We start from the raw sequence: 20,575 nt of genomic DNA, 5'->3' as shown, positions 1-20,575 counted from the left end.
GCAGGGCGGGCTGCTCGACGTGCTGGCCGACAGCGGCTTCGCGCAGAACCGCACCCTGTACTTTTGTTATTCGGAACCCGAGGCGGCCGGCGGATCGGCCAACAGCACCGCGCTTGCACGCGCCCGCCTGTCGGCCGACGGCACGAAGCTGGAAGCGCTGAAAGTCATCTTCAGCCAGAAGCCGAAGGTCGCGAGCCGCGCGCATTTCGGCTGCCGCATCGTCGAGGCCCGCGACGGCAATCTGTTCCTCACGCTCGGCGACCGCTTCAGCCGCAAGGACGATGCGCAGACGCTCGACAACCACCACGGCAAGGTGGTGCGCATCGCCCAGGACGGCAGCGTGCCGAAAGACAACCCCTTCGTCGGCAAGCCGGGTGCGCTGCCCGAGATCTGGAGCTACGGCCATCGCAACAGCCAGGGCGCGACGCTCGCGCCCGATGGCCGCTTCTGGATGACCGAGCACGGCCCGCAGGGCGGCGACGAGATCAACATCCCGCGCGCCGGCGTCAACCATGGCTGGCCGGTGATCACCTATGGCGAGAACTACGGCGGCGGCAAGATCGGCGAGGGCATTACCCGCAAGGACGGCATGGAACAGCCGCTGCATTACTGGGTGCCGTCGATCGCGCCTTCGGGCATGGCCTTCCTCACCAGCGACCGCTACGGCGCCGGCTGGAAGGGCAACCTCTTCGTGGGCTCGCTGAAGTTCGGTTATCTCGACCGCATCGAACTGAAGGACGGCAAGGTGGTCGCCGAGCACAAGCTGCTGGCCGACGGCCGGGCCCGCATCCGCGACGTGAAGCAGGGGTCGGACGGCCTGCTCTACGTGCTCACCGACGAGTCCGACGGCAAGCTGCTGCGCCTGCGGCCGAACTGAAGGACGGCTCAGCCGGGGCAGCCCGGCAGCGGCAGCGTCGGCAGCAGGCGGCGCCAGAGCCGCCGCCACTCGGGCCAGTCGTGCCCGCCGTCGGTCGTGACCACGCGTTCCGCCGGCAACGCCCCGGCCAGCAGCCGGTGGCTGAAGGCGAAGCGGTCGTCGAGCGCGTAGCCCAGGTACAGCGGCGGCCGGTCGCCGAAGGTGCGGGTGTGGCCGACGTAGCCGCGCAGCCATTGCCACAGTTGCGTGTCGCTGGGCGTGCGTGGGTCGCTGCCCGGTGGCGCGTCGAGCTGGCCGCGCCAGCGCGACAGGCCGCCGGCATTGGCGATGTCCTGGCTCAGCACGCGTTCGCCCAGGTAGGGCGCCAGCACGACCAGGCCGGCGAGGTCGCCGGGGTGCGTCTGGGCATACAGCAGCCCGCCGAAACCGCCGACCGAGATGCCTGCGATCCAGATCGCCTTGTAGCCCTGGCGGCGCGCCGGTGCGATCACATCCTGCGCCAGCCGGTCGAGGATGGTCTTGTTCCGGTAATAGCCCATGTGGGCGTCGACGCGCAGGGTGTCGACCGCGAGCCGGTTCTCGTTCAGTGCGTCGATGAAGCCTTCGCGCACGAACTCCTCGGTTGCCGAGTAGGCGCCGGGCAGCAGCACGACCAGCGTGTCGGCGTTGCGGGTGCAACTGCTCTTTTCCAGCGTGGTGGCCAGCGGCGCCTCGGCGGTGCGCAACCCGCCGCAGCCGGCGAGCAGCAGCAGCGAGGCGGCACCGAAGAGCAGGGCGAGGCGGCGGCGCAGGAGCGACAGGGTCTGCATCCGCGGGAGTCTAGGCGCGCGACACCGGAACCGGCAGGTCGACCATCACGGGCTGTCCCGGCACGGTGCAGCCGGTGTCGCAGCACTTGCCGGGCTGGCGGTTCTTCGTGATGGCGCGGCGCGGATCGTGCGGCGCGGCGGCCGGCGTGCCGTCGGCCGCGATGCCGCGCTCGAGCAGGCGCTCGACCAGCTCGACCTTCGAGCCGACCGGGTAGTTGCGCCAGATCTCCTGCTTCATCGCCGCCGGCGAGCCGCCGCCATGCAGGCTGATCACGCTGTACCAGCCGCCCTGATAGCCGGCCGTGAGGTCTTCGATGAAGCGGGCCGTCTCGATGCGCTGCTCGTAGGGAATGGCGGGGTTGGCGCGCAGCACGTCGGACAGGCGTGCCGCGGTCTCGGGGTTGTGGTCTTCGTCGGGGCCGGGCAGGGTGACGATGAGGCCGCCGCTCACGTAGTGCGCGATGCGGTGCATGTCGTAGATCTTCGTGGCCAGCAGCAGCTTGCCGATGTTGCTGAACACCGGGTCGGGCATGAAGACCTCGCAGTGCTCGTCGGCCTTGCCGTAGACGCTGGCCGCCACGCCGCAGGCAAAGAAGCTCTCGGTGATGGTGATGAGCTCGACCATCTGCTCGCGCAGGTGGCTTTCCTTGCCGGGGTCGAAGCCGTTGGCCTCGCACATCAGCGCGCCGGCGCCGATCAGCAGGTCGCCGAAACCGGCCCGGGCCGCGATGCAGCTGTGGCGGTGGTGCGTGGCGTAGCTGTAGGTCAGGTGGCCCGAGTGCTCCCATTCGCCGGCATAGAACACGCGCTCCCACGGCACGAACACCCGGTCGAACATGCACACGCCGGTGCTCTGGCCGTACTTGCGGCTGAACAGGGCGTCGCCGTGTTCGAGCTTCTCGCCGGGCCGCCCGGCCGGCCGCGCGACGATGGTGAGCCCGGGCGCATCGAGCGGCACGGCGCAGCAGACGGCGAAGTCGGCGTCTTCCTTGCCCATGTTGCGGCAGGGCATGACCAGCAACTCATGAACATACGGCGCGCCGGTCACGATGGCCTTGGTGCCCGAGATGACGATGCCACGCGCGTTGCGCTCGACCACGTGCAGGTAGCTGTCGACGTTCGCCTGCTCGTGCGGCCGGCGGCTGCGGTCGCCCTTGGCGTCGGTCATGGCGACGCCCAGGGTCAGGTCCTGGTCCTGGATGCGGTGCAGGTAATTGTGGAAACGCGCGGTGTGCTCGGTGCTGCCGCGCGCGTCGTCGATGCGCGCCGACACTTGGGCGATGGCGTTGAGTGCGTCGTGCGTCAGGTAGCGCTGGGCGCAGCCGGTTTCCTGGCAGACCAGCCGCACGGCCTCGAGCTTGTTGAGCAGGTCGCCCGAGCTCGTGTTGATGTGCGAGAGCCGGTTCACGCGCTTGCCGCTGGTGTGCTGCACGGCGGTCATGAGCGGCGCGTACTCGGACTTCAGCGCGTGGTCGTAGGTGAGGGCGATGGCGTTGATGCCCGGCTGGAAGGCGGGCTCGTCGGCCACGCTGGCGACGCGGCGGCCGTCGACGAACACGGTGGGCGTGTAGCGGCGCAGCGATTCACGGTAGTCGGCGCCGGACATGAGGAGGGCGTCGGAAGGCGGGGCATTCATGCGTGTTGTCTCCAGGGGCTCGTGGGGTTTTTGGGCCGTTTGGCGCGGAGATTTAAACACTGTTCAATTTTTAGATCAACGTTCGAAAAATTGATCGGCGAGCAGGTCGAGGGCTATAGTCCCGCCCATGCACGCCAAGCTCCAACGCCGCCAGACCCTCACCGACGCGCGCCGCGCCCTGGTGCTCGATGCCGCCCGAACGGTGTTTGCCGAGGCGGGCATCGAGGGCGCGAGCATCCGTGAAATCGCGAAAAAAGCCGGCTACACGCCGGGCGCCATCTATTCGTACTTCGAGAGCAAGGAGGCGATCTACGCGGCCTTGCTCGACGAGTCGCTGCTGCGCCTGCAGGCCGCGGTGGCCGAGGTGGCGGTGTCCGAGGTCTGGCCCGACCAGACCCTGGCCGCCAAAGCGCAGGCTTGGTTCGATTTCTACGCGGCGAACCCGCGCGACCTCGACCTCGGCTTCTATCTGGTGCATGGCATGCGTCCCCGGGGACTGACGCACGCGCTCGATCACGAATTGAACGACCGCCTCTACGATGCCCTGCGCCCCTGCGAGGAGGCGCTGCTCGCCTTGGGCCTCGATGCCGACCTCGCGCAGCAGGAGAACACGGCGCTGTTCGCGCACGGCGTCGGGCTGCTGCTGATGCAGCACACGGGGCGCATCCGCATGTTCAGGCAGTCGGCCGATGCGCTGTTCAGGACTTACCTCGCGCAGCTGGTGCAGCGATCTTCCCCTGTGGCAACGGCGGACGATCCCGCGAAACCCGCGCTTTTCGGTGGTACGGTTCAGCCCAGTTCAACCGATACCTGAAAGAAGAAGTCCATGCTGCTCGACGCCACGCAATCCCAACTCGTCCTGGTCGATTACCAGGCGCGGCTGATGCCGGCGATCTTCGAAGGCGAGGCGGCGGCGCGCAATGCGGCGCGCCTGGGCCAGATGGCGCAATGGGTCGACGTGCCGGTCTGGGGCACCGAGCAGAACCCGTCCAAGCTGGGCGAGAACCTGCCCGAGATCCGCGCCTTCTGCCGCAAGACGCTGGCCAAGATGCATTTCAGCGGCGTGGAAGAGGGGCTCGGCGAATGGCTGCGTCCGCCCGCCAAGGCGGCACCGCAGGGCAACGCCCGCAGCCTGCCCAAGCACCTGCAGAAGCCCCCGGCCGCGGCCGAGGAGCGCAACACCATCGTGATCGCCGGCTGCGAAGCCCACGTCTGCCTGCTGCAGACCGCGCTCGACCTGCTCGAGGACGAGTTCGACGTGTGGGTCGTCACCGACGCCTGCAGCTCGCGCACCGAGCGCAACCGCGACGCCGCCTTCGACCGCCTGGCCGGCGCGGGCGCCGAGCTCGTGACCACCGAGATGGTCGGCTTCGAGTGGCTGCGCACCGCCGAACACCCGGCGTTCCGCGACCTGCAGGCGCTGATTCGCTAGTCCGCTGATTCACTGAATTGCTGTGAAGGGCGGCCCGGCAAGGGGGCTGCCCGGATTGCCGCGGCTGTCAGCTTCCCGCAAGATCGGTCTCCATAATTATGAATTCAGTTTCGGCGCGAGTCCGGAACGGCATCCATACAACAGGAGACAGATCCCGATGAGCCGCTATGAAGAGTTCTACCGCCAGTCCGTCGACGCGCCCGAGGCCTTCTGGGCCGAGCAGGCGAAGCTGATCGACTGGCACACGCCCGCGCAGCAGATCCTCGACGCCAGCCAGCCGCCGTTCGCGCGCTGGTTCGTCGGCGGCACCACCAACCTGTGCCACAACGCCGTCGACCGGCACCTGGCCGATCGGGGCGACCAGCCGGCGCTGATCTTCGTGTCGACCGAGACGGGCACCGAGAAAAGCTACAGCTTCGCCGAACTGCATGCCGAGGTGCAGCGCACCGCCGCCAGCCTCGTCGAGCTGGGCGTGGGCAAGGGCGATCGCGTGCTCATCTACATGCCGATGATTCCCGAGGCCGCCTTCGCGATGCTGGCCTGCGCGCGCATCGGCGCCATCCATTGCGTGGTGTTCGGCGGTTTTGCCAGTGGCTCGCTGGCCACCCGCATCGAGGACGCCGAGCCCAAGGTGGTCGTGAGCGCCGATGCGGGCTCGCGCGGCGGCAAGGTCATCGCGTACAAGCCGCTGCTCGACGAAGCCATCCGCCTGTCGAAGCACAAGCCCGAGGCCGTGCTGCTGACCGACCGGGGCCTAGCGCCGATGACGCTGGTGGCCGGCCGCGACCATCTGGCGGGCGAGCTGAGGCACAAGCACCTGGACGCGCAGGTGCCCTGCACCTGGCTGGCCTCGACCGACATCAGCTACACCATCTACACGAGCGGGACCACCGGCAAGCCCAAGGGCGTGCAGCGCGACGTGGGCGGCTATGCCGTGGCGCTGGCCGCCAGCATGAAGCACATCTTCGACGGCCGGCCCGGCGAGACCTACTTCTCGACCAGCGACATCGGCTGGGTGGTGGGTCACAGCTACATCGTCTACGGCCCGCTGATCGCGGGCATGGCGACCATCATGTACGAGGGCCTGCCCACGCAGGGCATCGACCAGCAGCCCGACGGCGGCATCTGGTGGCGCCTGGTCGAGAAGTACAAGGTGACCGTGATGTTCAGCGCGCCCACCGCCGTGCGCGTGCTCAAGAAGCAAGACCCGGCGCTGCTCAAGAAGTACGACCTGTCGACCCTGCGCGCGCTGTTCCTGGCCGGCGAGCCGCTGGACGAGCCGACCGCGCGCTGGATCAGCGACGGCCTGGGCGTGCCGATCATCGACAACTACTGGCAGACCGAATCGGGCTGGCCGATGATCACCATCGCCAACGGCGTGGAAGCCAAGCCCAGCAAGTTCGGCAGCCCCGGCGTGCCGATGTATGGCTACCGCATCAAGATCCTGCACGAGTCGACCGGCGAGGAGCTCACCGGCGCGAACGAGAAGGGCGTGGTCGTGGTCGAGGGCCCGACGCCGCCCGGCTTCATGCAGACCGTGTGGAAGGACGACGCCCGCTTCGTCAACACGTATTGGAAGAGCGTGCCGGGCAAGATGGTCTATTCGACCTTCGACTGGGGCATCCGCGACGCCGACGGGTATTTCTACATCCTGGGCCGCACCGACGACGTGATCAACGTCGCCGGCCACCGCCTGGGCACGCGCGAGATCGAGGAGAGCATCTCGGGCCATGCCAACGTGGCCGAGGTGGCGGTGGTCGGCGTGGCCGACACGCTCAAGGGGCAGGTGGCGATGGCCTTCGTCGTGCCGAAAGACGGCCTGGCCGTGACCGATGCCGACGCGGCGCTCAAGCTCGAGGGCGAAATCATGAAGGTCGTGGCCGACCAGCTCGGCGCCCTGGCGCGGCCCGCGCGCGTGCGCTTCGTGAGCGGCCTGCCCAAGACCCGCAGCGGCAAGCTGCTGCGCCGGGCGATCCAGGCCGTCTGCGAGCAGCGCGACCCGGGCGACCTGACCACCATCGACGATCCGGCCACGCTGCAGCAGATCAAACAGTTACTGTCCGCCACCTGACCGCGGGCGCGAATCGGGGTAGGGTTGCGGGCCTTGCGCAGCCGCGTTCTGTCGTCATATGGTTGACGTGGCACAATGCCAAGGTACTCAGGCCCTTCCCCAGCCACAGTCGCATCCGCCAATCGGTCCAGCCGTGTCGCGGAAGGTTTCTTAACCAACTCGTGCTTCCTCCAGGGAAGCGAAGGTCAGCGGATCATGAGCGATTCCTCTACGCCCACGGCGTACACAGCCTATCAAGGCAACACCTACCTCTTCGGCGGCAATGCGCCCTATGTCGAGGAGATGTACGAAAACTACCTCGCCAACCCCGGCAGCGTTCCCGACAACTGGCGCACGTATTTCGACGCCCTGCAGAACGTTCCCGCCGCCGACGGCACCAGCGCCCGCGACGTCCCCCACCTGCCGGTCATCAACGCTTTTGCCGAACTGGCCAAGCAGGGCACGACCCGTGTCGTGCAGGCCAGCGGCGCCGACTCCGAACTCGGCCGCAAGCGCACGGCAGTCCAGCAGCTGATCGCCGCCTACCGCAATGTCGGCGCCCGCTGGGCCGACCTCGACCCGCTCAAGCGCGCCGAGCGTCCCGCCATTCCGGAACTCGAGCCCTCGTTCTACGGTTTTGCCGACGCCGACCTCGAGACGGTGTTCAACACCAGCAACACCTTCTTCGGCAAAGAGACCATGTCGCTGCGCGACCTGCTCAATGCCTTGCGTGAAACGTACTGCGGCACGATGGGTGCCGAGTACATGTACACCACCGACCAGAACCACAAGCGCTGGTGGCAGCAGAAGCTCGAAAGCGCCCGCACGAACCCGAAGCTCAGCGCCGAGCAGAAGAAGCACGTGCTGAATCGCCTGACGGCCGCCGAAGGCCTCGAGCGTTTCCTGCACACCAAGTACGTCGGCCAGAAGCGCTTCTCGCTCGAAGGCGGCGAAAGCTTCATCGTCGCGATGGACGAGCTGATCAACCAGGCTGGCGTCAAGGGCGTGCAGGAAATCGTGATCGGCATGGCCCACCGCGGCCGCCTGAACGTGCTGGTGAACTCGCTGGGCAAGATGCCCGCCGACCTGTTCGCCGAGTTCGACCACACCGCCCCCGAAGACCTGCCCAGCGGCGACGTCAAGTACCACCAGGGCTTCAGCTCGGACGTGACCACCCCCGGCGGCCCGGTCCACCTGAGCCTGGCGTTCAACCCCTCGCACCTTGAAATCGTGAACCCCGTGGTCGAAGGTTCGGTGCGCGCGCGCATGGACCGCCGCGGCGACCCGCTGGGCAAGCAGGTGCTGCCCGTGATCGTGCACGGCGACGCCGCCTTCGCAGGCCAGGGCGTCGTGATGGAAACGCTGGCGCTGGCCGAAACCCGTGGTTACTCCACCGGCGGCACGGTGCACATCGTCATCAACAACCAGATCGGCTTCACCACCAGCGACCCGCGCGACAGCCGCTCGACGCTGTACTGCTCGGACATCGTCAAGATGATCGAAGCACCGGTGCTGCACGTGAACGGCGACGACCCCGAAGCCGTGGTGCTCGCCACCCAGTTCGCTCTTGATTTCCGCATGGAATTCCAGAAGGACGTGGTCGTCGACATCATCTGCTTCCGCAAGCTGGGCCACAACGAGCAGGACACGCCGTCGCTCACCCAGCCGCTGATGTACAAGAAGATCGCGGCCCACCCCGGCACGCGCAAGCTGTACGCCGACAAGCTGGCCGCGCAAGGACTGGGCGACACGCTGGGCGACGACATGGTCAAGGCGCAGCGCGCCGCCTTCGACGAAGGCAAGAACACCGTCGACCCCGTGCTCACCAACTTCAAGAGCAAGTACGCCGTCGACTGGAGCCCGTACCTCAACAAGAAGTGGACCGACGCCGGCGACACCGCCATTCCCTCTGCCGAGTGGAAGCGTCTGGCCGAGCGCATCACCAAGGCACCCGAGAACTTCACCGTGCACCCGCTCGTGAAGAAGGTGCTGGACGACCGCGCAGCCATGGGCCGTGGCGACGTCAACGTCGACTGGGGCATGGGCGAGCACATGGCCTTCGCCTCGCTGGTGGCCAGCGGCTACCCGGTGCGCCTGTCGGGTGAAGACTCGGGCCGCGGCACGTTCACGCACCGCCACGCCGTGCTGCACGACCAGAACCGCGAGAAGTTCGACACCGGCACCTACACGCCGCTGCAGAACGTGGCCGAGAACCAGGCCCCGTTCGTCGTCATCGACTCGATCCTGTCCGAAGAAGCCGTGCTGGCCTTCGAATACGGCTACGCCTCGAACGACCCCAACACGCTCGTCATCTGGGAAGCCCAGTTCGGCGACTTCGTGAACGGCGCGCAAGTGGTGATCGACCAGTTCATCGCCTCGGGCGAAGTGAAGTGGGGCCGCGTCAACGGCATCACGATGATGCTGCCGCACGGCTACGAAGGCCAGGGCCCCGAGCACAGCTCGGCCCGCCTGGAGCGCTTCATGCAGCTGAGCGCCGACACCAACATGCAGGTGGTGCAGCCGACCACGGCCAGCCAGATCTTCCACATCCTGCGTCGCCAGATGGTGCGCAACCTGCGCAAGCCGCTGATCATCCTCACGCCCAAGTCGCTGCTGCGCAACAAGGACGCGACCTCGCCGCTGTCCGAGTTCACCAAGGGCAGCTTCCAGACCGTCATTCCCGACAGCAAGGGTCTGAAGGCCGAGAAGGTCAAGCGCCTGATCGCCTGCTCGGGCAAGGTCTACTACGACCTGGCCAAGAAGCGCGAAGAGCAGGGCAGCGACGACGTGGCGATCATCCGCGTCGAGCAGCTCTATCCGTTCCCGCACAAGGCGTTCGCCGCCGAGGTCAAGAAGTACCCCAACCTCGTGGACATCGTGTGGTGCCAGGACGAGCCGCAGAACCAGGGCGCCTGGTTCTTCGTGCAGCACTACATCCACGAAAACATGCAGGAAGGCCAGAAGCTCGGCTACTCCGGCCGTGCCGCCTCGGCATCGCCGGCCGTCGGCTACTCGCACCTGCACCAGGAACAGCAGAAGGCGCTGGTCGATGGCGCATTTGGCAAGCTCAAGGGCTTCGTGCTGACCAAGTAAGAACCGTCCCTTTTCACACGAACACCCTCAAGAACAAAACGGAGCTCACTCCAAATGTCTATCGTAGAAGTCAAAGTCCCCCAGCTTTCCGAATCCGTGGCCGAGGCCACCATGCTCACGTGGAAGAAGAAAGCCGGCGAAGCCGTCGCCGTCGATGAAATCCTGATCGAGATCGAAACCGACAAGGTCGTGCTCGAAGTGCCGGCACCCTCGGCCGGTGTGCTGGTCGAGATCGTTCAGCCCGACGGCGCCACCGTGGTGGCCGAGCAGCTGATCGCCAAGATCGACACCGACGGCAAGGCCGCCGCGGCAGCGCCTGCTGCTGCAGCTGCTCCCGCCGCCGCACCGGCCGCTGCTGCCCCCGCAGCGGCAGCCGCCGCTACCGGTGGTTCGAAGGCCGACGTCGCCATGCCTGCCGCTGCCAAGCTGCTGGCCGACAACAACCTGAAGACCAGCGACGTGGCCGGCACGGGCAAGGACGGCCGCGTGACCAAGGGCGACGTGCTCGGCGCCGTGGCTGCCGGCGCCAAGCCGGCCGCCACCATCGCCGCACCGGCTGCCAAGCCCGCGCTGCAACAGGTCGCCGCGCCCGCCGCGCCTGACCTGGGCGAGCGTCCGGAACAGCGCGTGCCGATGAGCCGCCTGCGCGCGCGCATCGCCGAGCGCCTGATCCAGTCGCAATCGACCAACGCCATCCTGACCACCTTCAACGAAGTGAACATGGCCCCGGTCATGGACCTGCGCAAGAAGTTCCAGGACGCGTTCACCAAGGAACACGGCGTGAAGCTCGGCTTCATGAGCTTCTTCGTGAAGGCCGCGGTGCACGCGCTGAAGAAGTACCCGGTGCTCAACGCCTCGGTCGACGGCAACGACATCCTGTACCACGGCTACTTCGACATCGGCATCGCCGTCGGTTCGCCGCGCGGCCTGGTGGTGCCCATCCTGCGCAATGCCGACCAGATGAGCTTCGCCGACATCGAGAAGAAGATCGCCGAGTACGGCAAGAAGGCACAAGACGGCAAGCTGGGCATTGAAGAAATGACCGGCGGCACGTTCTCCATCTCCAACGGCGGCACCTTCGGCTCGATGCTCTCGACCCCGATCATCAACCCGCCCCAGTCGGCCATCCTGGGCGTGCACGCCACCAAGGACCGCGCCGTGGTCGAAAACGGCCAGATCGTCGTTCGCCCGATGAACTACCTCGCCATGAGCTACGACCACCGCATCATTGACGGCCGCGAAGCCGTGCTGGGCCTGGTCGCCATGAAGGAAGCGCTGGAAGATCCGTCGCGCCTGCTGTTCGACATCTGATCCGGGGAGCAAGAACCAGATGGCAAACAAGCAATTCGACGTCGTCGTCATCGGCGGCGGTCCTGGCGGCTACATCGCAGCGATCCGCGCTGCGCAGCTCGGCTTCAACGTGGCCTGCATCGACGAGTGGAAGAACGGCAAGGGTGGCCCCGCACCGGGCGGCACCTGCACCAACGTCGGCTGCATCCCCTCGAAGGCGCTGCTGCAATCGTCGGAGCACTTCGAGCAGGCCGGTCACCACTTTGCGGACCACGGCATCAAGGTCGAAGGCCTCGGCCTGGACATCAACAAGATGCTGGCCCGCAAGGACCAGGTCGTGAAGCAGAACAACGACGGCATCCTGTACCTGTTCAAGAAGAACAAGATCAGCTTCTTCCACGGCCGCGGTTCGTTCGTGAAGGCGGACGAAGCCGGCTACGAGATCAAGGTGGCAGGCGCCGCTGAAGAGTCGATCAGCGGCAAGCACATCATCGTCGCCACGGGCTCCAACGCCCGCGCGCTGCCGGGCACGCCGTTCGACGAGGAAAACATCCTCTCGAACGACGGCGCACTGCGCATCGGCGCGGTGCCCAAGAAGCTGGGCCTGATCGGCTCGGGCGTCATCGGCCTCGAAATGGGTTCGGTGTGGCGCCGCCTCGGTGCCGAGGTCACGGTGCTCGAAGCACTGCCGACCTTCCTGGGTGCCGTGGACGAGCAGATCGCCAAGGAAGCCAAGAAGGCCTTCGACAAGCAGAAGCTCAAGATCGAACTCGGCGTCAAGGTCGGCGAGATCAAGTCGTCGAAGAAGGGCGTGAGCGTCGCCTGGACCAACGCCAAGGGCGAAGCCCAGACGCTGGAAGTCGACAAGCTGATCGTCTCGATCGGCCGCGTGCCCAACACCGTCGGCCTGAACGCCGAAGCCGTGGGCCTGAAGCTCGACGAACGCGGCGCCATCGCCGTGGACGACGACTGCAAGACCAGCCTGCCCAACGTGTGGGCCATCGGCGACGTGGTGCGCGGCCCGATGCTGGCGCACAAGGCCGAGGAAGAAGGCGTGGCGGTGGCGGAGCGCATCGCGGGCCAGCATGGCCACGTGAACTTCAACACCGTGCCGTGGGTGATCTACACCAGCCCCGAGATCGCATGGGTCGGCCAGACCGAGCAGCAGCTCAAGGCCGCGGGCCGCGCCTACAAGGCCGGCACCTTCCCGTTCCTGGCGAACGGCCGCGCACGCGCGCTGGGCGACACGACCGGCATGGTCAAGTTCCTGGCCGACGCCGCCACGGACGAGATCCTGGGCGTGCACATCGTGGGCCCGCAGGCCAGCGAGCTGATCTCCGAAGCCGTGGTGGCGATGGAGTTCAAGGCCAGTGCCGAAGACATCGCGCGCATCTGCCATGCGCACCCGTCGCTGTCGGAAGCCACCAAGGAAGCGGCCCTGGCCGTGGACAAGCGCACGCTCAACTTCTGATCTCCGGTTCTTGAGCGAACCCGGCCCCGATCGACCCTCGCGGGGCGGTCGGGGCTCTCCATTTTTGAAGCGATCCGATCCCTTGAGCGTCAAACAGGCTTACGAAGCGGAACTCGCGGCACGCGGGTTCAAGAGCGATCCCGCACAACTCGCGGCCGTCGAGGCGCTCGACCGCTGCGCCACCGAGTGGGGCGAGTACAAGGCCCGGCGCTCCAATGCGCTGAAGAAGCTCATCAACCGGCCGGAGTTGCCGCGCGGCGTCTACATGTACGGCGGCGTGGGGCGCGGCAAGAGCTTCCTGATGGACCTGTTCTTCAACGCCGTGCCGCTGCGGCGCAAGACGCGCCTGCACTTCCACGAGTTCATGCGCGAGGTGCACCGCGAGCTGCGCGACCTGCAGGGCACCGTGAACCCGCTCGACGAGCTGGGGCTGCGCATCTCCAAGCGCTACAAGCTGATCTGCTTCGACGAGTTCCACGTCGCGGACATCACCGACGCGATGATCCTGCACCGGCTGCTCGTGGCGCTGTTCGACAACGGCGTGGGCTTTGTCACCACCTCGAACTTCAAGCCCGACGACCTGTACCCCGGCGGCCTGCACCGCGACCGCATCCTGCCCGCCATTGCACTGCTCAACCAGAAGCTCGAAGTGCTGAGCGTGGACAACGGCACCGACTACCGGCGCCGCACGCTGGAGCAGCTGCGCATGTACCTCACGCCGAACGACGCGGCGGCCGAGAAGGAAATGCGCCACGCCTTCGACAAGCTGGCCGAGACGGCCGACGAAAACCCGATCCTGCACATCGAGCAGCGCGAGATCCGCGCGCTGCGCAAGGCCGGCGGCGTGGTGTGGTTCGACTTCAAGACGCTGTGCGGCGGCCCGCGTTCGCAGAACGACTACCTCGAGATCGCGAGCCAGTTCCACACTGTGCTGCTGTCCGACGTGCCGCACATGCCGGTGCGCATGGCCTCGGAAGCACGCCGTTTCACCTGGCTGGTCGACGTCTTGTACGACCGGCGCTGCAAGCTCATCATGTCGGCCGAGGTTCCGCCCGAGGCGTTGTACACCGAGGGGCCGCTGGCGCACGAGTTTCCGCGCACGGTGTCCCGGCTCACCGAAATGCAGTCGAGCGAATTCCTCGCCCTGGAACGCCGCATCGTCGACACCCGACTCACATGAAAAAAACCGCTCTTGCCCTGTTCCTGGCCTTGGCCAGCCTGCCGCTGTGGGCTCAGTCCAATGCGGCGGCGGGCAACGCCGACCTCGAAGCCGAACGCAGCCGCCTGGCGGCAGAGCGCGAGGTCATCGAGTCGCGCTACGCGAAGGAGCGCGCGGCCTGCTACAAGAAGTTCGCGGTCGAAGACTGCCTGCGCGAAAGCCGTAGCCGCCGTCGTAAGGAAACCGACCACATCAAGCGGCAGGAAACCGCGATCAACGACATCCAGCGCCAGCGCAGCGGCGCGGCCGAGCTGCAGAAGCTCGACCAGAAGGCCGCCACCCAGCGCCCGCAGGATTCGCGCGAACAGCGCGAGAAGTCGCAGGAAGACCAGAAGGCGCGTGAGCAGCGCGCCGCCGACCACGCCGCGAGCCGGGCCGCGACCGCGGCCGACGCGGCCGAGCGCCAGCGCCAGTTCGAGAACAAGCAGAAGGCCCATGCCGACGAGCAGGCCAAGGCGGCGCAGCGCCGCGCCGAAGCGCCGGCCGCGACCACGCGCTTCGAGGACAAGCAGAAGCGGGCCGCCGAACACCGTGCCAACCGCGAGCGCCAGAACGCCGAGCGCACCAAGCCGCGCGGTGCGCCGTTGCCACCGGCACCGGCGGCTTCCTCGCCCTGATCCTTGAAAGAGGGCGGGCGCTCAGGCCGCCGCGGGCAGCCGGTCGAGCTTGAGCACCGCGATCGAGATGTTGTCGCCCGTGCCGCGCGCACGGCGCCGTGCTTCTCCCACCAGGATTTCCACCGCGTCGCGCGGCGGCTGCGCGTACAGCACGCTGGCCAGTTCCTCGGGCGAGAAGTAGTGCCACAGGCCGTCGCTGCAGGCCATCAGCAGGTCGCCCGGCTGCAGCTTGGCGATGTGGTGCGGATCGACGGGCGGCGGCGTGGTCGTCATGCCCAGGCAACCCAGCAGGATGTTGCCCTGCGGATGGATGTTGGCCTCGGCCTCGCTGATCTGGCCGCGATCGACCAGCGCCTGCACGTACGAATGGTCGCGCGTGCGCTTGACCAGCGCGCCGTCGTTGAAGTGATAGATGCGCGAGTCGCCTGCGTGGATCCAGGCGCAGTCGCCTTTCGGGTTCATCAGGAAGGCGGCCAGCGTGCTGTGCGGTTCCTGCTCGCTCGACAGCGCCGTGAGCTTGATCACCGTGTGGGCGTCTTCGAGCAGCTGGCGCAGCACGACGGCAGGGTCGTCGCGCTCGGGGCTGTAGCGGGTGAAGAGCTGGCGCGCGGTCATCAGCACCTGGTCGGACGCCTTGCGCCCGCCGCTGCGTCCGCCCATGCCGTCGGCGATGACACCGAGCACGCAGCCCGGCGTGCGGGGGTGGCTCATCAACAGCACCTGGTCCTGCTGGTAGGGGCGATCCCCCTTGTGGAGGCCGGTGGCGGCGGCGAGTCGAAAGCCTTGGGTCATGAGCGCTGGGGCGCCAGAGGCGCGCTTTCTGTCTTCTCTGGGGTTCGTGTCAGGACGTATTATCGAATGAACACGCGCGGCCCCATGCGGCACGCGCACCCCCACCGTTGGACTCCAATCTTCATTCCCTTTCCCGTCAGCTGATCGAGCTGCGCATCGCGCATGCCGACCTCGACGCCACCATCGACCGGCTCTCGGAAGATGGCACGCCGCAGGACGAACTGCTGATGCGCCGCCTGAAAAAGCGCCGCCTCGCCCTGCGCGACCAGATCGCCCAGCTCGAGAACGCGCTCGACCCGAAAGAACCGGCGTGACGTCGCCGCTCGAAAACCAGGTGCGCGATGCGTTCGCGCAGGACGGGGTGCTGTCGCAGGCCGCCGAGCAGTTCCGCGAACGCGGCGGCCAGACCGAGATGGCGATGGCCGTGGCCCGCACCATCTCCGACGGTGGCATCCTCGTGGTCGAGGCCGGTACCGGCGTGGGCAAGACCTTCTCGTACCTCGTGCCGGCGCTGCTGAGCGGCGAGCGCGTGCTGCTCTCGACCGCCACGAAGACCCTGCAAGACCAGCTGTTCGGCCGCGACCTGCCGCGGCTCGTCGAGGCCTTCGCACTGCCGATACGCACGGCGCTGCTGAAAGGGCGGGGCAGCTACCTGTGCCTGCACCGCCTCGACATGGCGCGCCACGACGCCTCGCTGCCCGAGCGCGGCAGCCTGCGCACGCTGGCAAAGATCGAGCAGTGGTCGAAAGCCACGCGCACCGGCGACCTCGCCGAACTGCCGGGGCTCGACGAACGCTCGCCGCTGATCCCGCTGATCACCTCCACGCGCGAGAACTGCCTGGGCGCGCAATGCCCGCAGTTCAAGGCCTGCCACGTCAACCTGGCGCGGCGCGAGGCGCTGGCGGCCGACATCGTGGTCATCAACCACCACCTGTTCTTTGCCGACCTCGCGGTGCGCGAGACCGGCATGGCCGAGCTGCTGCCGACCGTGAGCGTCGTCGTGTTCGACGAGGCGCACCAGCTCAACGAGACCGGCGTGCAGTTCCTGGGCGCGCAACTCGGCAGCGGGCAGGCGCTCGATTTCGCGCGCGACATGCTCGGCGCCGGCCTGCAGCATGCGCGCGGGTTGGTTGACTGGCAGCAGTTGGTGGCGGGCGTCGAACGCGCGGCGCGCGAACTGCGCCTGGTGGTCGGCAAGCAGTGGCCGGGCGCCAAGCTGCGCTGGATCGGCCCGGCTCCCGAGGGCGTGAATGCCGAAGCCTGGCAAGGCGCGCTCGACGACCTGCAGGACGCCTTCGTGCTGGCCGCCGACGGGCTGGACACGGTGAGCGAGATCTCGCCCGACTTCGTGCGCCTGCACGAGCGCGCGCGCCAGCTCGCCAAGCGCACGGCGCGTTTCGCGCAGCCGTGCGAACTCGACTCGGTGCGCTGGGTCGACGTGGGCACGCAGCTGCGGCTGATCGAGTCGCCGCTCGACATCGCCGATGCGATGCGCAAGCGGGTGCTCAAGCTGGCCGACGAGCCTGTGGAGTCCGACCTGCCCTACGGCGACGACGAAGAAGACCCGGAGCACGGCGCCGTCCCGCCGCCACCGCAGGAAGACAGCCGCCGCGCCTGGGTCTTCACCTCCGCCACGCTGGGCGACGACCCCACGCTGCGCTGGTTCACCGAACCCTGCGGCCTGCGCGATGCCGAAGTGCTGCGCGTGCAAAGCCCGTTCGACTACGCCTCGCAGGCGGCGATCTACGTGCCGCGGGCCTTTCCGAAGCCCAACGATCCCACGCACAGCCAGCAGGTGGCCAAGCTGGCCGCGCACGGCGCCGCCGAACTCGGGGGGCGCACGCTGGTGCTCACCACCACGCTGCGTGCGCTGCGCACCATCGGCGATGCCATGCGTCAGCAGTTCGAACTGCTCCAGACAGAAGCGCGGCCCGAGGTGCTGGTACAGGGCGAGCTGCCCAAGCGCGTGCTCATGGACCGCTTCCGCGAAGGCGCGAGCAACGGGCGCGCGGGCTGCGTGCTGGTCGCGTCGGCGTCGTTCTGGGAAGGCTTCGATGCACCGGGCGATGCGCTGCAGTTCGTGGTGATCGACAAACTGCCGTTCCCGCCGCCCAACGATCCACTGGTGGAAGCCCGCTCGCAGCGGCTCGAAGCGCAGGGGCGCAGTTCGTTCAGCGATTACTCGCTGCCCGAAGCGGCCGTGGCATTGAAACAGGGGGCGGGGCGCCTCATTCGCCGTGAAAGCGACAGCGGCGTGCTCGCGATCTGCGACACGCGCCTCGTGGCGATGGGCTATGGCCGGCGGCTGCTGGCGGCGTTGCCGCCGATGCGCCGGCTGGAAACCGAAGCGGATTTCGAGAGCGCGATCGACGCGCTCAGGAAACCCTACTGATATCTACCGGAGGGCGCTGGATTACCAGAGCTTCCACCAGGGATCGGTGCTGCCCTTGAAGCCGTTGGCCAGGTAGGTGCTCTGCGGGTAGTTGGTGGTCAGCACGCGTTGTGCATCGTCGCGCAGGTCCTTCATGCCGAGCGCGTCGTACGACTTCACCATGATGTACAGGGCTTCCTCGAGTGCCGGCACTTCGCGGTAGTCGGACAGCGCGATCTGCGCCCGGTTGATGGCCGCCAAGTAGGCGCCACGCGAGTAGTAATAGCGGGCCACGTGAACTTCGTACTGCGCGAGCGAGTTCACGATGTAGTTCATGCGCTGGCGCGCGTCGGGCGCGTAGCGCGACTCGGGAAAGCGCGTCACGAGGTCGCGGAAGGATTCGAACGATTCCTTGGCGGCCTTCTGGTCGCGCTCGGACAGGTCCTGGCGCGTCAGGAACGCGAACATGCCCAGGTCGTCGTTGAAGTTGATCACGCCCTTCAGGTAGAGCGCGTAGTCGAACGCCGGGCTGGCCGGGTGCAGCTTCATGAAGCGGTCGAGCGTGGCGATGGCGTTGGCCTTTTCGCCGGCCTTGTGCTGGGCGTAGGCCTTCTCGAGTTGGGCCTGCTGGGCCAGCGGCGTACCGGCGGCACGGCCTTCGAGCTTCTCGTACAGCGGCACTGCCTTGTCGTAAGCGCCGGAGCCGACTTCGTCCTTGGCTTCCGAGTAGATGCGGTTGGGGCTCCAGTTCGCGGTCTTGTCTTCCTTGGTGGTGGAACCGCAACCGGCGACGAGAAGGGCCGCCGCGCTGAGCGCGATCCAGGCAGGGACCGATAATTTGGCGCGAAACATCACATACGGCTTTCGTGAAACAGTTGCCCTCAATTATATCGACCGACCCCCTGACCGATCCCCCGGAAGGGCCTGAACCTGAAGAGGGCGCCGATCTCGCGGAGTCCAGCGAGCTGCGGCCCTTCGCCATCGACCAGGCGCAGCACGGGCAGCGGCTCGACCGCGCCCTGGCGGCGCTGGTGCCCGAGTTCTCGCGCAGTTACCTTCAGCAACTCATTGAGGCCGGCGCCGTCGAGCTGCAAGGGCGCACGCTCACCAAGGTCTCTGCCACGGTGCGCGCGGGTCAGTCGGGGCGCATCGAGCTGCGGCCCACGCCCCAGAGCCAGGCCTTCCGGCCCGAGGCGATGGAGCTGGTCACGGTCCACGAGGACGAGCACCTGCGGATCATCGACAAGCCGGCCGGCCTGGTGGTGCACCCGGCGCCGGGTCACTGGAGCGGCACGCTGCTGAACGGGCTGCTGGCGCTCGACCCGAAGGCCGTGCTGCTGCCGCGCGCGGGCATCGTGCACCGCCTCGACCGCGACACCAGCGGCCTGATGGTGGTGGCGCGCACGCGGGCCGCGATGGACGCCATGGTGGCGCTGATCGCCGCGCGCGACGTGAAGCGCCAGTACTTGGCGATGGGGCACAAGGCCTGGGAAGGCGCGGCGGCGCGGCAGGTCGATGCGCCGATCGGCCGCGACCCGCGCAATCGGCTGCGCATGGCCGTGGTCGACCTCGAGCGCCACGCGGGCAAGACCGCGCGCACCTTGATCGAACGGCTCGACAGCCATACCGACGGCTGCGCGGTGCGCTGCACGCTCGAAACCGGCCGCACCCACCAGATCCGCGTGCACATGGCGTCGATCGGCCATCCGCTGGTCGGCGACGCTCTGTATGGCGGCGCGCCCGCGGCGGGTCTGTCGCGGCAGGCGCTGCATGCGTTCCGGCTGGCGTTCGTGCATCCCGTCACGCAGCAGGCGATGGAGTTCCGTTCGCCGCCGCCGCCCGATCTGGCGCAGGCTTTGCAGACCTGGGGGCTGGATTACAATCGCGCCTGACGGCCCGAGGGCCGCGCCGGCCACCCGATGCCGGCCTTGCGTTGCACTCGCCGCGTGCCGGCAACGCCTACCCCTTCCATCCATCTGAACAAGCGTCGCCAGGCGCCTTTTTCCGGATAACGCGAACCATGAATACGGCGGATGCCAAGCGCATTCTCGAAACCGCCTTGATCTGTTCGAGCCAGCCGCTGCCGGTGCGTGACATGCGCGTGCTGTTCGACGACGAGCTGGGCGTGGACACGATCAAGGTGCTGTTGCTCGAACTGCAGGAAGACTGGGCGCAACGCGGCCTGGAGCTGGTGAGCGTCGGCAGCGGCTGGCGTTTTCAGAGCCGGCCCGAGATGCGCGACGCCCTCGATCGCCTGCATCCCGAGAAGCCGCCGCGCTACACGCGCGCCGCGCTAGAGACGCTGGCCATCATTGCCTACCGGCAGCCGGCCACGCGCGGCGACATGGAAGACATCCGCGGCGTCACGATCAACTCCCTGATCCTGAAGCAGCTCGAAGACCGCGGGTGGGTCGAGGTGATCGGCCACCGCGAAACGGTCGGCCGGCCCGCGCTCTACGCGACCACCCGCCAGTTCCTCGACGACCTGGGCCTGGCCTCGCTGGACCAGCTACCGCTGGTGGAAACGCCCGCGCAGCAGGCGGCATTGGTTGACGCACTGCAGCAGGCCGCGGGCGACCAGCCGGGGCTGCCGATCGACGGCGATGCGGCGGAAGAGGCTGTTGCGGAATCTGCTGAGGCCGCAACGCCGGCAGAGGAAGAAGGCGTGCAGGCGGAACTCGCCATGGTCGATGCACCGCCCGAGTCGGTCGAGCTGGCCGAGGTCGTCTCGACCGATGCGGCGGAGTTTGCCGAAGAGGTGGTGGCGATCGCCGAGGCCGCTGAGCCCGTCGATGAGGCGCTGCCTGTGCCCGAGCCAGAAACCGGCGAGCCGCCCGCCGAACCCGAAGTGGCCGCCGCGCCCGAAGAACCCGAATCCGACGTCCCGTCCCCCGCAGCGGACGAGACCGACCCCCACG

17 protein-coding genes are annotated in these 20,575 nt (G+C 67.6%); 13 read left to right on the top strand and 4 right to left on the bottom strand.

The window, feature by feature from the left end:
- On the top strand, positions 1-877 hold an 877-nt coding region (locus AC07Y4_RS29530), incomplete at its 5' end, for a PQQ-dependent sugar dehydrogenase (RefSeq protein WP_495275498.1).
- A gap of 8 nt (positions 878-885) precedes the next feature.
- Here the strand turns inward: AC07Y4_RS29530 and AC07Y4_RS29525 are convergent.
- Both AC07Y4_RS29525 and AC07Y4_RS29520 read right to left on the bottom strand, forming a co-directional pair.
- Positions 886-1,686, bottom strand: a complete 801-nt coding sequence (locus AC07Y4_RS29525; protein ID WP_495275497.1) for an alpha/beta fold hydrolase — start codon at positions 1,684-1,686, stop codon at positions 886-888.
- Between the two features lie 10 nt (positions 1,687-1,696).
- On the bottom strand, positions 1,697-3,322 hold the full coding sequence (locus AC07Y4_RS29520) for a 4-hydroxyphenylacetate 3-hydroxylase family protein (RefSeq protein ID WP_495275496.1): 1,626 nt from the start codon (positions 3,320-3,322) through the stop codon (positions 1,697-1,699).
- Positions 3,323-3,449: 127 nt separating this feature from the next.
- Here AC07Y4_RS29520 and AC07Y4_RS29515 point away from each other — a divergent pair, with 127 nt between their 5' ends.
- The 8 genes from AC07Y4_RS29515 (at position 3,450) to AC07Y4_RS29480 (ending at position 14,494) form a co-directional block, all read left to right on the top strand.
- Positions 3,450-4,136, top strand: coding sequence for a TetR/AcrR family transcriptional regulator (locus AC07Y4_RS29515; RefSeq protein WP_495275495.1), 687 nt, complete (start codon positions 3,450-3,452; stop codon positions 4,134-4,136).
- A 12-nt stretch (positions 4,137-4,148) separates the two neighbouring features.
- Entirely contained in the window at positions 4,149-4,754 is a 606-nt protein-coding gene (locus AC07Y4_RS29510) for an isochorismatase family protein (RefSeq protein ID WP_062480816.1), read from the top strand.
- Between the two features lie 22 nt (positions 4,755-4,776).
- On the top strand, positions 4,777-6,825 hold the full coding sequence (locus AC07Y4_RS29505) for a propionate--CoA ligase (protein ID WP_495275494.1): 2,049 nt from the start codon (positions 4,777-4,779) through the stop codon (positions 6,823-6,825).
- Between the two features lie 195 nt (positions 6,826-7,020).
- Positions 7,021-9,897, top strand: coding sequence for a 2-oxoglutarate dehydrogenase E1 component (locus AC07Y4_RS29500; RefSeq protein WP_062480820.1), 2,877 nt, complete (start codon positions 7,021-7,023; stop codon positions 9,895-9,897).
- A gap of 54 nt (positions 9,898-9,951) precedes the next feature.
- Complete coding sequence (gene odhB, locus AC07Y4_RS29495) at positions 9,952-11,208, top strand: 2-oxoglutarate dehydrogenase complex dihydrolipoyllysine-residue succinyltransferase (protein WP_070061019.1); 1,257 nt, start codon at positions 9,952-9,954, stop codon at positions 11,206-11,208.
- 19 nt (positions 11,209-11,227) lie between these two features.
- A complete protein-coding gene (lpdA, locus tag AC07Y4_RS29490; protein ID WP_495275493.1) occupies positions 11,228-12,658 on the top strand; it encodes a dihydrolipoyl dehydrogenase in 1,431 nt (476 codons plus the stop codon).
- An 82-nt stretch (positions 12,659-12,740) separates the two neighbouring features.
- On the top strand, positions 12,741-13,838 hold the full coding sequence (zapE, locus tag AC07Y4_RS29485) for a cell division protein ZapE (protein ID WP_062480826.1): 1,098 nt from the start codon (positions 12,741-12,743) through the stop codon (positions 13,836-13,838).
- On the top strand, positions 13,835-14,494 hold the full coding sequence (locus AC07Y4_RS29480; protein WP_139706286.1) for a hypothetical protein: 660 nt from the start codon (positions 13,835-13,837) through the stop codon (positions 14,492-14,494). The genes zapE and AC07Y4_RS29480 overlap by 4 nt, the downstream gene beginning before the upstream one ends.
- Positions 14,495-14,515: 21 nt before the next feature.
- Here the strand turns inward: AC07Y4_RS29480 and AC07Y4_RS29475 are convergent, their stop codons facing one another.
- Positions 14,516-15,286: a PP2C family protein-serine/threonine phosphatase gene (locus AC07Y4_RS29475; protein WP_095745659.1), complete on the bottom strand. Its 771-nt coding sequence runs from the start codon at positions 15,284-15,286 to the stop codon at positions 14,516-14,518.
- A 107-nt stretch (positions 15,287-15,393) separates the two neighbouring features.
- Here AC07Y4_RS29475 and AC07Y4_RS29470 point away from each other — a divergent pair, with 107 nt between their 5' ends.
- Together AC07Y4_RS29470 and yoaA are read left to right on the top strand one after the other, a co-directional pair.
- A complete protein-coding gene (locus AC07Y4_RS29470) occupies positions 15,394-15,600 on the top strand; it encodes an HP1242/YdcH family protein (protein WP_062481953.1) in 207 nt (68 codons plus the stop codon).
- The gene (gene yoaA, locus AC07Y4_RS29465; RefSeq protein WP_495275492.1) at positions 15,597-17,678 is read left to right on the top strand and encodes a DNA repair helicase YoaA; all 2,082 of its coding nucleotides are present in this window, start codon (positions 15,597-15,599) and stop codon (positions 17,676-17,678) included. The genes AC07Y4_RS29470 and yoaA overlap by 4 nt, the downstream gene beginning before the upstream one ends.
- Positions 17,679-17,699: 21 nt before the next feature.
- On the opposite strand, the gene AC07Y4_RS29460 is transcribed toward yoaA, so the two are convergent.
- The gene (locus AC07Y4_RS29460) at positions 17,700-18,509 is read right to left on the bottom strand and encodes an outer membrane protein assembly factor BamD (RefSeq protein ID WP_070061014.1); all 810 of its coding nucleotides are present in this window, start codon (positions 18,507-18,509) and stop codon (positions 17,700-17,702) included.
- A gap of 23 nt (positions 18,510-18,532) precedes the next feature.
- Here AC07Y4_RS29460 and AC07Y4_RS29455 point away from each other — a divergent pair, with 23 nt between their 5' ends.
- Entirely contained in the window at positions 18,533-19,549 is a 1,017-nt protein-coding gene (locus tag AC07Y4_RS29455) for an RluA family pseudouridine synthase (RefSeq protein ID WP_495275499.1), read from the top strand.
- Between the two features lie 128 nt (positions 19,550-19,677).
- On the top strand, positions 19,678-20,575 hold an 898-nt coding region (gene scpB / locus AC07Y4_RS29450), incomplete at its 3' end, for an SMC-Scp complex subunit ScpB (RefSeq protein ID WP_495275491.1).

Source organism: Variovorax sp. GW460-12-1-14-LB1 (genome assembly GCF_059423605.1).
The sequence above is the reverse complement of the archived record's forward strand: the minus strand, read 5'-3'. Positions and strand labels throughout refer to the sequence as shown.

Excerpts from the sequence above, each read along its gene's own strand:
- AC07Y4_RS29525 (WP_495275497.1), bottom strand. The coding sequence starts at position 1,686 with ATGCAGACCCTGTCGCTCCTGCGCCGCCGCCTCGCCCTGCTCTTCGGT.
- AC07Y4_RS29520 (WP_495275496.1), bottom strand. The coding sequence starts at position 3,322 with ATGAATGCCCCGCCTTCCGACGCCCTCCTCATGTCCGGCGCCGACTAC.
- AC07Y4_RS29515 (WP_495275495.1), top strand. The coding sequence starts at position 3,450 with ATGCACGCCAAGCTCCAACGCCGCCAGACCCTCACCGACGCGCGCCGC.
- AC07Y4_RS29510 (WP_062480816.1), top strand. The coding sequence starts at position 4,149 with ATGCTGCTCGACGCCACGCAATCCCAACTCGTCCTGGTCGATTACCAG.
- AC07Y4_RS29500 (WP_062480820.1), top strand. The coding sequence starts at position 7,021 with ATGAGCGATTCCTCTACGCCCACGGCGTACACAGCCTATCAAGGCAAC.
- odhB (WP_070061019.1), top strand. The coding sequence starts at position 9,952 with ATGTCTATCGTAGAAGTCAAAGTCCCCCAGCTTTCCGAATCCGTGGCC.
- lpdA (WP_495275493.1), top strand. The coding sequence starts at position 11,228 with ATGGCAAACAAGCAATTCGACGTCGTCGTCATCGGCGGCGGTCCTGGC.
- AC07Y4_RS29480 (WP_139706286.1), top strand. The coding sequence starts at position 13,835 with ATGAAAAAAACCGCTCTTGCCCTGTTCCTGGCCTTGGCCAGCCTGCCG.
- AC07Y4_RS29475 (WP_095745659.1), bottom strand. The coding sequence starts at position 15,286 with ATGACCCAAGGCTTTCGACTCGCCGCCGCCACCGGCCTCCACAAGGGG.
- AC07Y4_RS29460 (WP_070061014.1), bottom strand. The coding sequence starts at position 18,509 with ATGTTTCGCGCCAAATTATCGGTCCCTGCCTGGATCGCGCTCAGCGCG.